This is a genomic window from Nitrococcus mobilis Nb-231 (assembly GCF_000153205.1).
GTDB classification, from domain to species: domain Bacteria; phylum Pseudomonadota; class Gammaproteobacteria; order Nitrococcales; family Nitrococcaceae; genus Nitrococcus; species Nitrococcus mobilis.
In genome coordinates this window covers 3156946-3169812 of the sequence record NZ_CH672427.1, presented here as the reverse complement: position 1 = coordinate 3169812, position 12867 = coordinate 3156946, and the positions used below count along the sequence as shown (strand labels likewise).

The 12867-nt window shown below is 61.4% G+C and carries 12 protein-coding genes and 1 tRNA gene; 8 read left to right on the top strand and 5 right to left on the bottom strand.

The features are described 5' to 3' along the window. Positions 1–4 precede the first annotated feature (4 nt). Positions 5–502, bottom strand: coding sequence for a 2-amino-4-hydroxy-6-hydroxymethyldihydropteridine diphosphokinase (folK, locus tag NB231_RS14440; RefSeq protein WP_005004269.1), 498 nt, complete (start codon positions 500–502; stop codon positions 5–7). Then, on the bottom strand, positions 502–1929 hold the full coding sequence (gene pcnB, locus NB231_RS18030) for a polynucleotide adenylyltransferase PcnB (RefSeq protein WP_005004267.1): 1428 nt from the start codon (positions 1927–1929) through the stop codon (positions 502–504). Before pcnB ends, folK begins: the two co-directional genes overlap by 1 nt. Between pcnB and NB231_RS14430 the strand changes: the two genes are divergently transcribed. After that, positions 1922–1997 (top strand) — tRNA-Glu (locus NB231_RS14430). The genes pcnB and NB231_RS14430 overlap by 8 nt on opposite strands. Positions 1998–2050: 53 nt before the next feature. After that, entirely contained in the window at positions 2051–2512 is a 462-nt protein-coding gene (locus tag NB231_RS14425; RefSeq protein ID WP_156777036.1) for an RDD family protein, read from the top strand. A 6-nt stretch (positions 2513–2518) separates the two neighbouring features. Here the strand turns inward: NB231_RS14425 and lptG are convergent, their stop codons facing one another. Next, entirely contained in the window at positions 2519–3595 is a 1077-nt protein-coding gene (lptG, locus tag NB231_RS14420) for an LPS export ABC transporter permease LptG (protein ID WP_005004264.1), read from the bottom strand. Continuing rightward, a complete protein-coding gene (gene lptF / locus NB231_RS14415) occupies positions 3592–4692 on the bottom strand; it encodes an LPS export ABC transporter permease LptF (RefSeq protein ID WP_040662490.1) in 1101 nt (366 codons plus the stop codon). Before lptF ends, lptG begins: the two co-directional genes overlap by 4 nt. Positions 4693–4848: 156 nt before the next feature. On the opposite strand from lptF, the gene NB231_RS14410 reads away from it, so the two are divergent. From NB231_RS14410 to NB231_RS14385, 6 genes are all read left to right on the top strand, one after another. Then, positions 4849–6348: a leucyl aminopeptidase gene (locus tag NB231_RS14410; RefSeq protein WP_005004258.1), complete on the top strand. Its 1500-nt coding sequence runs from the start codon at positions 4849–4851 to the stop codon at positions 6346–6348. A gap of 5 nt (positions 6349–6353) precedes the next feature. Then, positions 6354–6788: a DNA polymerase III subunit chi gene (locus NB231_RS14405; protein ID WP_005004256.1), complete on the top strand. Its 435-nt coding sequence runs from the start codon at positions 6354–6356 to the stop codon at positions 6786–6788. Between the two features lie 109 nt (positions 6789–6897). Continuing rightward, positions 6898–9657 (top strand): valine--tRNA ligase, encoded by a 2760-nt coding sequence (locus NB231_RS14400; protein WP_005004255.1) that lies wholly within the window; start codon positions 6898–6900, stop codon positions 9655–9657. A 160-nt stretch (positions 9658–9817) separates the two neighbouring features. Then, positions 9818–10546, top strand: coding sequence for a glycosyltransferase family 2 protein (locus NB231_RS14395; RefSeq protein WP_005004253.1), 729 nt, complete (start codon positions 9818–9820; stop codon positions 10544–10546). Further along, positions 10543–10839, top strand: coding sequence for a lipid-A-disaccharide synthase N-terminal domain-containing protein (locus tag NB231_RS14390; RefSeq protein WP_005004252.1), 297 nt, complete (start codon positions 10543–10545; stop codon positions 10837–10839). The genes NB231_RS14395 and NB231_RS14390 overlap by 4 nt, the downstream gene beginning before the upstream one ends. Beyond that, positions 10836–12452, top strand: coding sequence for an ArnT family glycosyltransferase (locus NB231_RS14385; protein ID WP_050756118.1), 1617 nt, complete (start codon positions 10836–10838; stop codon positions 12450–12452). Before NB231_RS14390 ends, NB231_RS14385 begins: the two co-directional genes overlap by 4 nt. Before the next feature lie 42 nt (positions 12453–12494). Here the strand turns inward: NB231_RS14385 and NB231_RS14380 are convergent, their stop codons facing one another. Continuing rightward, entirely contained in the window at positions 12495–12734 is a 240-nt protein-coding gene (locus NB231_RS14380) for a DUF2970 domain-containing protein (protein ID WP_005004248.1), read from the bottom strand. Positions 12735–12867 lie beyond the last annotated feature (133 nt).

Below are 12867 nucleotides of genomic sequence, written 5' to 3'. Positions count from 1 at the left end.
TCGATCAGCCGACCCGCGTCAACGTCTCGCCATCGACGTCGGCAAGCAACTGCTCGATACGGCCGTAACCTGGTATATCGAGCCCGGGCGCCAGCTCGACAAGCGGACAGAGTACGAAAGCGCGCTGCGCAACACCGGGATGGGGCACGATGAGCTCCGGCAATTTCAGCCGTCGCTTCCCCCACAGGAGTATGTCGAGGTCCAACGTGCGCGGCCCCCAATGCAGCGTATTACGGTTGCGCCCCTGGTGTGACTCGATCCGCTGCAACGCCGCGAGCAGTGCGCGTGGCCTGAGGGCGGTGCGCAACTCGGCAACCGCATTGACGTAATCCGGCTGCCACCTCGGACCCATCGGAGGGTTCCGATACAACGAGGAATGTGCTTGCAGCCGAGTCGCCGGCAGGCCGGCGAGCGCACGCAATGCTTGGCGCACTTGCTGCACCGGCCCGGCAAGATTGCTGCCCAGACCGATGAACACCCGCGTCGGTGCCTTGGCAGCCATCAGACGGTATCGCTGCCCTTGTGCCGGCCACGCCGAGTGCCGGAGCGCCGGCGACGCCCGACCATCTCCGTACGCTGCTCGACCGGGGCCTGCTGCAACTGCGTCCACCAGTGCGCCAGCTCCGCCTCCACCTCCCCGGCCTCAGCGCGCAGCAACAGGAAATCATAGGCGGCGCGAAACCGCGGATGGCTCAGCAGCCGCAGCGCCCGCTTACCCGTGCGCCGCTCGAAACGGGGTTGCAGCGACCATATCTCGCGCATGGGGATCGAAAAACGCTTGGGAATGCTCACGCACCGCGTCTGGTCTTGCAAAATCTCGCCGGCGGCTTCCTGAATCTCTTGGATGGAGCCAACCGCATGAGGCTCCGCAGCAGTGAAGCGCTGCGCAATCGATGGCCACAACAGCGCGGCGAACAAGAAAGCGGGCGTCACCGATTTGCCCTCGGCGACCCGACGATCGGTATCGGCGAGCGCGCGCGCGAGGAACCCGAGCGCAGCACCGAACTCATCGCCCGACAGCACCGCTTCGGTAGCGGGGAACAGGTACCCAAACAAGCCGTAGTGACGCAGGCACTCGAAAGCCTCGAGCCCCATGCCGGTGACAAAGAGCTTGAGCGTTTCATCGAATAACCGTGCCGGCGGAATATGGCCCAAAAGATGCGCCATGCGAGGAATCGCCTCAGCCGTCTCCGGGTGCATGCGAAAGCCGAGTTTCACCGCGAAACGCACGGCTCGGAGCATGCGCACCGGATCCTCACGATAGCGCACCTCGGCAGCGCCGATCAGCCGCAGCACACCGCAGCGCAGATCGGCCATGCCGCCTACATAGTCCACCAAGGTAAAATCGGCAATGTGGTAGTAGAGGGCGTTGACGGTGAAATCGCGGCGCAACGCATCCTCTTCGATGGTACCGAAGACATTGTCACGCAGGAGTCGCCCATTCTCCAGCACACGGGCTTGCTCATCCGCCTCTCCGGCCTCTTGAAGAGCCCGAAACGTAGCCACTTCGATGATTTCAGAGCCAAAATACACGTGCGCCAAGCGAAAGCGCCGGCCGATCAGACGGCAGTTGCGGAACAACTGCTTGACCTGCTCCGGCCGCGCGTCGGTGGCAACATCGAAGTCCTTCGGCTCACGGCCGAGGGAGAGATCACGAACCCCGCCACCAACCAGATAAGCGGCATAGCCGGCCTTGTTCAGCCGATACAGCACCTTCAGCGCGTTTCGACTGATATTGGCCCGCGAAATGCCATGCTCGGATCGGGAAATGACGACAGGATCGTGGTGAATGGCAGCAAGCTCCGTCACGTACTCCCACGACTTGTCCGCTCGCAAGGTGCGCGTATAATACCAACCTTTGTAGCAAGGTGCAGGCTTCGTTTGCGAACAAGGCGGCGCGGATACCGCCAAGCTCAACCACGCTCCCATCGTCTAGTGGTTTAGGACGCCGCCCTCTCAAGGCGGAAACCGGGGTTCAAATCCCCGTGGGAGCGCCATTTTCCGACAGCACACCTGCCAGCGTGTGGTCTTTGCAATGATGCCGCCCATTATGGCAAGCAACACCCCAACCCACCAAGGCTTACTCGAACTGCCAACAGCGGGCCTACTCAGGCGCCTGGCGGCGGGATTCTACGATGCCCTGGTATTGCTTGCGCTGTGGATGATCACCACGGTGCTGTGGCTCCTCGCCCGCCACGGCGAGGCGATCACCCCCGGCGGTTCTCCCGTCTACCATTGTTACCAGATCAGCCTATTGCTGGTCGCATTTGTCTTTTTCGTGGGTTTTTGGGGCCGTGCCGGCCGTACCCTCGGCATGCAAGCCTGGCGTCTGCACCTGATCCGGGCCGATGGCGGGCGGCTGCGCTGGCGCGACGCCGCAGTGCGCTTCCTGGCGGCGCTGGCCGCTTGGTTGCCACTCGGTGTCGGGGTCTTTTGGTCGCTGGTGGACCGTGATCATCTCGCCTGGCATGACCGTCTCTCCGGCACGCGAGTGATTATCAAACGCCACTGAGCCCGCTCACACGCTACGCCGCGACAGCCGCACGAGGCTACCGAGCGCAATGCCTAAGAACAAGACCGTCGGCCCCAGCGCGCTCACCAGCGGCGGCAGACCAAAGACCATTGCGGCTCGGTTTAGCAGCCGGTTCAACAGAAAAAAAGCAATGCCGATCAGCACGCCGATGAATATGCGCTGACCCATGTTGGCGCTACGCAACGAGCCGAATACCAACGGCACCGTCAACAACAACATGGTTACGGTAGCAAGCGGCGTAGCCACCTTCACCCAGAAAGCCAACCGATAACGGCTGCTGTCGAGCCCGTTGCGCTCTAGATAACGCGTGTAGATCCACAGCTGCGTAATGGGAAGAACCTCGGGTTCGACTACCACCACATCGAGCATATCGGGCTTGAGCTCGCTGCGGTAGCGGGCGCTGGCTGCGCGGCTGACACGAACGCTGCCATCGGCGGCGAAATGCGTGGTAACCGGAGCAAGCAACATCCAAACTCCCTGCTCGTAATGAGCGCGCCACGCCGTAGTAATGTGGTCTAAACGAACGCCTTGGAAAGCATAGATCTGGAGATCTTCCAGCACATCCGCCTCGGGCACCTGCCGAGCATGGACATAACGATCCCCGTCGCGTGCCCAAAAGCCCGATTCACCGCCCGCCGATAACTGCCCGCCGACGGCGCGCGTCTGCAGCTCCGTAGCCAACCGGTCGGTTCGCGGCGCCAGCCACTCACCGACCCCCATGGCCAGCAGCGCAAGCGACAGGCCCGCCATGACTAGAGGGCGCGCGATAGTCAACGCCGACATCCCAGTGCCGCGCATGACCACCAGCTCCGAGCGGGCCGCCAGTCCGCCCAGCCCGATCAGGCTACCGATGAGCGTGGCGAAAGGAAACGCCTGGTAGGCGCTGTAAGGCGTCGTAAGCAGCACATAGAGCAGCGCCAGCCACACAGTGTAATCCCCTTGCCCACTGTCTTGGCTTTCTTTGAGAAAATTGAACAGCAGATCGAGTGAGACGATCACCAACAACACGATCAGCGTGCCGGCGGTTACGTTGCGCGCTATATAACGGTCGATCAGTTTCATCGCCTCCTCCCAGAGCCGACCGGCACTCGATGCAGGATCTGAAATCGCAGCTGCAGTGCCGCCAAGGCCGCGCCCAACATGAGCGCGTGCACCCACCAAAGACCAAGGCCCACTGGGTAACGTCCTTGACTTAACAAACCTTGGGCCACCTTGAGGAGGTTGAAATAGAGCACATAGACCAACACGGCAGACAGCAACTTCGCGTAGCGCCCGTCCCGCGGTGCGCTTTTACTCAACGGCAGGGCAAACAGCGTGAGCACCAGGGTGACCAGTGGCATAGACAGCCGCCACTGCAGTTGCGCCCAGGCGGCCCGATCCTCGGAGTGCCAAAGCTGCCAACTGGTGAGTCCATCGCGGGCGGCGCTGAATTGCGCTGGCTCCGACCCACCCAGACTCAAGCCGTGCTGACCAAAGCGGATCACCCGCCACGCGCGCTGCCCAGGTACGCCCTGATAACGCTGCCCATTGAGCAACACCAAAAATCTCGCCCCCGTCTCGGGATCTACTTCCCGCCGAGCCCGGGCGGCCGCAATCAACACCGGCTGCCCGTCCTGCTCGGCCCGAGCGAAGATGCCATGCATGATCCCCTCGGCATCGATCGAGGCGACGTAGGCCACCGCCGAGCCGGCTCCCAAATCGAGAAACCGCCCAGGGCGCACACCCTGAAGACGGTTCGACTGCTGAGCCTCAGCCACGATTCGTTGTGCCGTACCCTCAGCCCAGGGACCGAATACCAGCGACAGATAGCCCACCAGGAGAGCCAATGGTACGGCCAACAGCAACAACGCCCGGCAGAGCTCCCGCGGTCCGACTCCGCAGGCCGCTAAAGCGGCCATCTCCGAGTCGCGATACAAGCGTCCCATCGCCATCACGATGGCCAGGAAAAAGCTGGCCGGCAGCACCGTGCCCAAATTGGCCAGGGCCTTCAGGCCCAACAGGGTGAAGAGGAGATTGGCCGGGATATCACCGCTAGCGGCATCGGCTAGAAAACGAATCAGCCGATTGGTCAAAAGCACCACCAGCAGGACTACGGTTACGGCTAACCAGCTCCAACCGACCTCTGCCACCACATAACGGCTAATCCGAGTTATATTCACAAACCTGCCTGAATATGCATTACCCTGCAAAATGCATCCCTAACTGCAGTACGATAGAGTTTAAAGGCCATTTCGCCCCCTTTCCGGGCGATTGCTGCATCGCTACAGCGTGCGCTGCCATTACAGTATTTTTTCAATAAACACAAGGAGTCGGCGATGGAATTCGTGGTCAAAAGCGGCAATCCGGAAAAACAGCGCTCTGCCTGCGTCGTTGTTGGTGTTTTCGAGCCCCGTCGACTCTCCTCGGCCGCCGCTCAACTGGACAAGGTGAGCAACAATTTTATCTCCGGTCTCGCGCGCCGCGGCGATCTGGAAGGAAAGCTGGGCCAGAGCCTGCTGCTGACCAATGTACCAAACGTTCTGAGTGATCGTGTGCTGATAATCGGCTGTGGTCGCGAGCGAGAGTTCAACGACCGCGCTTATCGCCAGGCGCTTGCCACAATGGCGAGTCAATTGCAGGATGGTGGCGCAGTGGAAGCGGTCACCTACTTAACCGATCTCAACGTCAAAGGCCGCGACGCCGCCTGGCGGGTTCGCGATGCGATAATCAGCGTTACCGACGCGCTGTATCGGTTCGATCAGCTCAAAAGCAAGCAGGAGACCCAGCGGCGACCGCTACGTAAGCTCACTTTGAGCGTACCGAACCGCCGCGAACTCGGTGCCGGAGAGCGGGCGGCGCAAATCGGCAGCGCCATTGCTGGAGGCATGACGCTCGCAAAGGATTTGAGTAACCTGCCCGGCAACATCTGTACACCGAGCTATCTCGCCGAGCAGGCGCGGGAGCTAGCCGATCGCTCCCAGAAGCTGCACGTCGAAATCCTCGGCCCCAAGGAGATGAAAGACCTAGGGATGGGCGCTTTACTCTCGGTGGCACGCGGCAGCCAGCAGGAACCGCGGCTCATAAGTTTGCACTACCGGGGCGCGGAGGCGGAAACGCGCCCTTATGTCCTGGTCGGCAAGGGGATAACCTTCGACTCCGGCGGCATCTCGCTCAAACCGGGCCAGGCCATGGATGAAATGAAGTTCGACATGTGCGGAGCCGCCAGCGTATTCGGTACGCTCCAGGCCATCGCCGAGCTGGCGCTGCCGATCAACGTAGTCGGCGTCGTGGCGGCGAGCGAAAATCTCCCGGACGGCAACGCCAGCAAGCCCGGCGATATTGTCACCACACTATCGGGGCAGACGGTGGAGATTCTCAATACCGACGCTGAAGGACGTCTGGTGCTATGCGATGCGCTCACCTACGCCGAGCGATTCGAGCCCGAGTCGATCGTTGACCTCGCCACGCTCACCGGAGCCTGCATCATTGCGCTGGGGCATCACGCGCACGGTTTACTCGGCAATCATCCAGCTCTGGTACACGAGCTATTGGCAGCGGGTAACAGCACCGGTGATCGGGCCTGGGAGTTACCGTTGTGGGACGAATACCAGGAGCTGCTCAAGAGTAACTTCGCCGATATGGCGAACATTGGTGGACGGGGCGCAGGCACCATCACGGCCGCCTGCTTTTTGTCCCGCTTCACCAAGAAGCAGCGCTGGGCGCATCTGGATATTGCCGGCACCGCCTGGAAAAGCGGTGAACAAAAGGGGGCAACCGGCCGACCGGTGCCTCTGCTGGTCCAATACCTTCTTGATCGCACTCGAATGCAAGCCTAGTCGATATGGCGCAAACACCGCGTATCGATTTCTACGTGCTGACCACAGTCGCGGCTGCAGCACGCGAGCTCTTCTGCTGTCGGCTCACCGAGAAAGCCTATCGGCAGGGTTACCGGGTATTTATACTCACCGGCGACAAAGCGCTGACGCAAGCGTTGGATCTGCAGTTGTGGACCTTTCGAGCCGGAAGCTTCGTGCCACATGCGACGCTCGGGCAAGCGGACGACGAGCCCGTGGTACTTGGCGAGCAACCGCCACGCCTTGCCGTCGATCTGCTGATCAACCTAGCGGCGCACTGCCCAAATCATTGGCAGCGGCTCAGCCGGATAGCCGAAATCGTCACACAACAGCCGGAAAGCTTGGAGCTTGCACGGGAGCGCTTTCGCTGTTACCGCAACGACGGCGCGCAGCCCACCTACCATCGGCTGGCGCCGCCCTAAGCCCTGCGGCCGTGCGGCACGGGCGGCGTAGGCGCCTATTGGCGCCCGCTACCGGGAACAGTGGGTTATAGTACTGCTTTCCTCGAACACAAAGGCAACCGGGGCATCCATGGAGAAGACGTACGACCCTAGCAAAATCGAGGCACGCTGGTACGAACTGTGGGAATCCAGTGGCTATTTTGCGCCGTCAGGTCAGGGTGAGCCCTATTGCATCATGATCCCGCCCCCCAACGTCACCGGCACCCTACATATGGGGCACGCCTTCCAGGATACCATCATGGATATCCTGATCCGCTATCATCGCATGCAAGGTCGAGATACCCTCTGGCAGCCGGGCATCGACCACGCCGGCATCGCAACGCAAATGGTGGTTGAACGCCAGCTCAACGCCGCGGACATGACGCGCCACGACCTCGGCCGCGCGGCTTTCATCGACCGAATCTGGCAGTGGAAGGCACAATCCGGTGGCACCATCACTCAACAGCTGCGCCGGTTGGGCGCCTCCGTGGACTGGCAACGCGAGCGCTTTACCATGGACGCCGGACTCTCCGCCGCCGTGCGTGAGGTCTTCGTGCAGTTGTACGACGAAGGAATCATCTATCGCGGCAAGCGTCTGGTCAATTGGGATCCGGTATTGCACACGGCCGTCTCCGACCTCGAGGTGGTTGCAGCGGAGGAGGCGGGGCATCTATGGCACATCCGCTACCCATTGGCGCGGGGCGGAGCCCATCTCGTGGTGGCGACCACTCGCCCGGAGACAATGCTCGGTGACACTGCCGTGGCGGTGCATCCGCAGGATCCCCGCTATCGACACCTTATTGGCGAGTCTGTGCGCCTGCCGCTTACCGAACGCGAGATCCCGATCATCGGTGATGATTATGTCGACCCCGAATTCGGCAGTGGCTGCTTGAAAATCACCCCGGCGCACGACTTCAACGATTACGCCGTAGGAGAGCGCCACGCGTTGCCGTTAATTAACGTCTTCACCGCGGCGGCACAGATCAACGACACTGCTCCCGCGACTTATCGTGGCCTGGATCGCTACCAGGCGCGCGAGAAAATCGTGCACGACTTGCAGGCACTCGGTCTGCTGGAACGCGTCGACGCCCATCGGCTCACGGTCCCGCGCGGTGACCGCAGCGGTGCCGTCCTCGAACCCTATCTCACCGATCAGTGGTATGTGAAGACCGAGACACTGGCCGGTCCCGCCATCGCCGCCGTGGAATCCGGACGGATCCGCTTCCTACCGGAGAGCTGGAGCAAAACCTACTTCGAATGGATGCGCAATCTTCAGGACTGGTGTATCAGCCGCCAGATCTGGTGGGGCCATCGGATACCCGCCTGGTACGATGCCGAGGGCAACGTCTACGTAGGTCACAGCGAAGCGGCGGTACGAGACAAGCACGAGCTCGGTGACATTGCACTGCGCCAGGATGAGGACGTTCTGGATACCTGGTTCTCCTCCGCCCTCTGGCCGTTTTCTACCCTGGGTTGGCCGCAGCAGACCGAGGCCTTGCGGCGTTATTACCCCACCAGTGTGCTGGTCACCGGTTTCGACATCATTTTCTTCTGGGTGGCCCGCATGATCATGCTGGGCCTGCGGTTCATGGGCGACGTACCCTTCCGGGAAGTATACATCCATGGGCTGGTGCGCGATGCCGACGGCCAGAAGATGTCCAAATCCAAGGGTAACGTCCTGGATCCGCTGGATATCATCGATGGCATCGAGCTCGACGCGCTGATCACCAAACGCACCACCGGGTTGATGCAGCCGCAGCTCGCGCCCATGATCGAACGCGCTACGCGAACGCATTATCCGAGTGGTATCGTCGCGCACGGCAGCGATGCGCTGCGCTTCACCTTCGCCTCGCTCGCCACGACCGGCCGTGACATAGTCTTCGATCGGGGCCGGGTGGAAGGCTACCGCAACTTCTGCAACAAGCTCTGGAATGCCGCTCGCTACGTGCTCATGAACACGCAAGGCCACGATGCCGGGCTCGAGGGTGGCGCAATCAAGCTTGCGCTGCCCGATCGCTGGATCATCTCACGACTGCAAAGAGCGGAACAGGAGATCATCGACGGCATCCACGGCTACCGGATGGATCATGCCGCCCAAGCGCTCTACGAGTTTGTCTGGGACGAGTATTGCGATTGGTACCTGGAACTATCCAAAGCCACCCTCCAGCATTCGGATGACCCAGCCCAACTGCGAGGGACCCGACGCACTCTGGTGCGCGTGCTGGAAACCGTGCTGCGCCTGGCGCATCCGTTCATACCCTTCATTACCGAGGAGATCTGGCAACGCGTCGCACCCCTGGCCGGGCGAACCGGCACAACTATTATGCTGGAACCCTACCCCAAACCCGCGGACGAGCGCCTAGACGAGTCGGCCGAAACCGAGCTTGCCTGGCTGCAATCCTTTATCCTCGGTGTGCGTCGTATTCGCGGTGAGATGAACATACCACCGGGTCGAGCCGTGCCAGTGCTGCTGCGCCATGCAAACCGAGTCGAGCGGGAGCGATTGACCGACCACCGCGCCTTCGTAGATGCATTGACTCGGCTCGAGTCCATCACCTATCTGACACACGAGGACACCGTTCCGGAATCCGCCATGGCACTGGTCGGCGAGCTGGAGATATTGGTGCCGATGGCCGGGCTGATCGACAAATCGGCCGAGCTGCTACGCTTGGACAAAGAACGGCAACGGCTAACCCGAGATCTCGATCGAACCGAGCAGAAATTGGCCAACGTGCACTTCGTGGCCAAAGCACCAGCCGCGGTGGTGCAAAAGGAACGCACCAAGCTCGCTGAATTGCGCTCGGCGCTGAGCCGGCTCGACCAACAGTATCAGCGCGTGCGCGCCATTTAAACCAAAGGTTGACAGGCGAACGTGCGCAACCGCCACGGTGGCAATCTGCCACATCAAGATAGTAGTCATGACCCGATAACAAGCTCTGCAACGACGCGTCCTCGCCGAGCCGGATCGGCCTGATCCAATGGAGTGCAAAACCCGTAATCGAGGTCTAGGCATGGACCTGAGTGTCGTTATCCCCGTATACAATGAAGAGGACAACATCGAAGTGCTGCTCAGGGAAGTGACCACTGCTTTGGCTGTCTGCGGTGACTATGAGGTGATCTACGTCGACGACGCGAGCACTGATCGCACCCGTGAACGCTTGCGTACCCTGCGCCTGCATTATCCACGGCTGCGCGTAATCCGTCATTTGCGCAACTGCGGCCAAAGTGCGGCTTTGCTTAGTGGAATTCGTGCCGCTCGCGCCAACTGGATCGTTACCTTGGACGGCGACGGCCAGAATGATCCGATCGATATCCCAAAGCTCATCAGGGTACGGGATAGCGTGCAGAATCTGCCGGGCGAGCTGCGAATGGTCGCCGGCCAACGCCTGAACCGAGCCGACAGCTGGCGGCGACGCTTCGCCTCCCGGCTAGCGAACGCGGTACGCCGACGCATCCTCGCCGACGCCACTGTGGACACCGGCTGTGGACTCAAACTGTTTCGCCGTGATGCGCTGCTGAACGTACCCCATTTTGACCACATGCACCGTTTTCTCCCCGCCTTGATCCGCCGGGACGGCGGCGTGGTGATCACGGTGCCGGTGCGCCATCGACCCAGGCTGCACGGTTGCTCCAAATATGGTTTGTTCGATCGGCTGTGGGTCGGACTCGTGGATCTGGCGGGTGTGCTGTGGCTCCAACATCGGCCTTGCATCGCCGCGATCGAGGAGGAAACGCCGTGAGCAACGAATCCATGGCCTGGTTGGCGGTCGGCTTCGCCGGCCAAGCCTTGTTCTCCATGCGCTTTCTGGTTCAGTGGCTGCGCAGCGAACGAGTCCGCCGCAGCGTGGTTCCGGTGGAGTTCTGGTATTTCAGCATCGCCGGCGGGGCGACTTTACTCACCTACGCGCTGCACCGCCAGGACCCGGTGTTCATCGTCGGACAGCTCGGCGGTTTGTTCATCTATGCCCGCAACCTCTATTTCCTACACTGCGAGCGCTACCCAGCAGCCGAGACGAAGCAGGCGAGCGAATGAGCCGCCGCGTCGACTATCCCGCTCTATGGCTTGCAGGCGGGGGTGTTCTACTCACTGCTATGCTGTCGAGCTTTACCCTGCTGCCCGTGGATGAAACCCGTTATGCCGGCGTCGCCTGGGAGATGTTTCACCGCGGCGAGTACCTCGTGCCGCTCAACAACGGCGCACCGTATGCACAAAAACCGCCACTGCTGTTCTGGCTCCTCCAGGCCGGTTGGCTGGCATTCGGGGTCAGCGATTGGTGGCCACGCCTAGCCACCGGGCTGTGCTCGCTGCTCAGCCTGTTCCTCACCATGCGCCTGGCGCGGCGGCTGTGGCCGCAGCGCGAAACCATCGCCTATCTGGCACCGACGATCCTGCTCGGGAGCCTGCTCTGGAGTCTGTGGACCCCGATCGTCATGTTCGATGTCCTACTCGCCGCTTGCGTGCTCCTCGCCGTCACCGGGATCGTGACAGCGGCGCGCGACCAAACGCCCAGCAGTTGGTTGCTGGCAGGCCTTGGTATCGGGCTTGGCGTCCTCGCCAAGGGGCCGGTCGTTCTACTCCACACTCTGCCGCTGGCAGTACTCGCGCCGTATTGGCATCCACAACGTGGCCGTATCGGTTGGCGAGGCTGGTATATGGGATTACTCGGAGCGCTTGCGATCGGTGCCGCCATTGCACTAGCCTGGGCCGTGCCGGCGGCCTTGCAGGGCGGGAGCGACTATGCCCAGACGATCTTCTGGAAACAAAGCGCGGGACGCTTAGTCGATTCTTTCGCCCACAGCCACCCATTCTATTGGTATCTGCCGTGGTTGCCCCTGGTGCTTTTCCCTTGGTCAGTGTGGCCGCCGGTGTGGCGAGCGCTGATGAGATTACGCCACGGCAGCGAGTGGCAGACACGGCTGTTGCTTGCGTGGCTGATCCCGGCCTTCCTCGGTTTCAGCCTCGTCAGCGGCAAACAGGCCCACTACCTGTTGCCGCTGCTGCCCGGCTTTGCTTTATTGACCAGTCGCGGCCTCGACGATGAACCGAACCACCGCGGCTGGCGTGATCAATGGCCCGTTGGCGCGGTATTACTGATCGTCGCGGGGATCCTACTCTGGGTTCCGGCGCAAAACGCCGCCCATCACGATCTTCCCGCCTGGGTAGCCACCATATCGCCCTACACAGCGCTGCTGGTGGTGGCCTGCGCACTGATCACTTTGTTACCGATGGGTAGCCTTGAAAAGCAAACACGGCTACTTACCGGTGCCGCCATTGCTCTAATCGCCGTTTTGCTGATCGGGATCGGCCGCGCGGCCGCGCCCTATTACGATCTCAGCGACGCCGCACGATATATTGCGGCGATCCAAGCCCGCGATGCACCGGTAGCTCACGTCGGTAAATACCACAACCGCTTCCAATTTCTCGGGCGCCTGACCCGACCGATCACCGTGCTTGGATCCACCGAAGTTCTGAGCTGGGCACAGGCACATCCCGACGGCTACGTGGTGGCCTACTTCGAGCATCGACCCAACACCGCCGGTGCAGTTACCCCGCATTATGCCCAGCCCTACCACAGCGAATGGCTGACCGTTTGGCCGTCGACGACGCTCGCGCAACGCGTCGAACTCATTGCCGAAATGAACTAGCACTCCTCCATGAGCGAAATCAAAAGGCGCCTACCCGAGGGCTCAAGCACCGGCCATATGGAGGACCACACGAACGATCATAGCGACCGTCAGAACAAAGAGAATCGTGCCGACGACACCGGCGATGATAAAATGGAGCGGGCGGCCGTGGGTAAAGTCACGTTGCCGCGCCGCCTCCGACTGCACGCCAAAGCCAGCCGCAAGGGTGCTCTTGATCACCTGCCAGGTACTCACCCTCGGTTGCTCGGCTGGAACGGCTTGCTTCTGGGTATCCGCGTTCATGGTAACCCTCCTCATGCATTTCATTCAAATTACATATTAGTATAGCGTTTTCCGTGGATCCAGACACTCGCCACGCTCGGCTCGGTTGGCGCTTGGTGCTACCCGGCGAGTGGCTCCCGCTAACCCGGCCAAG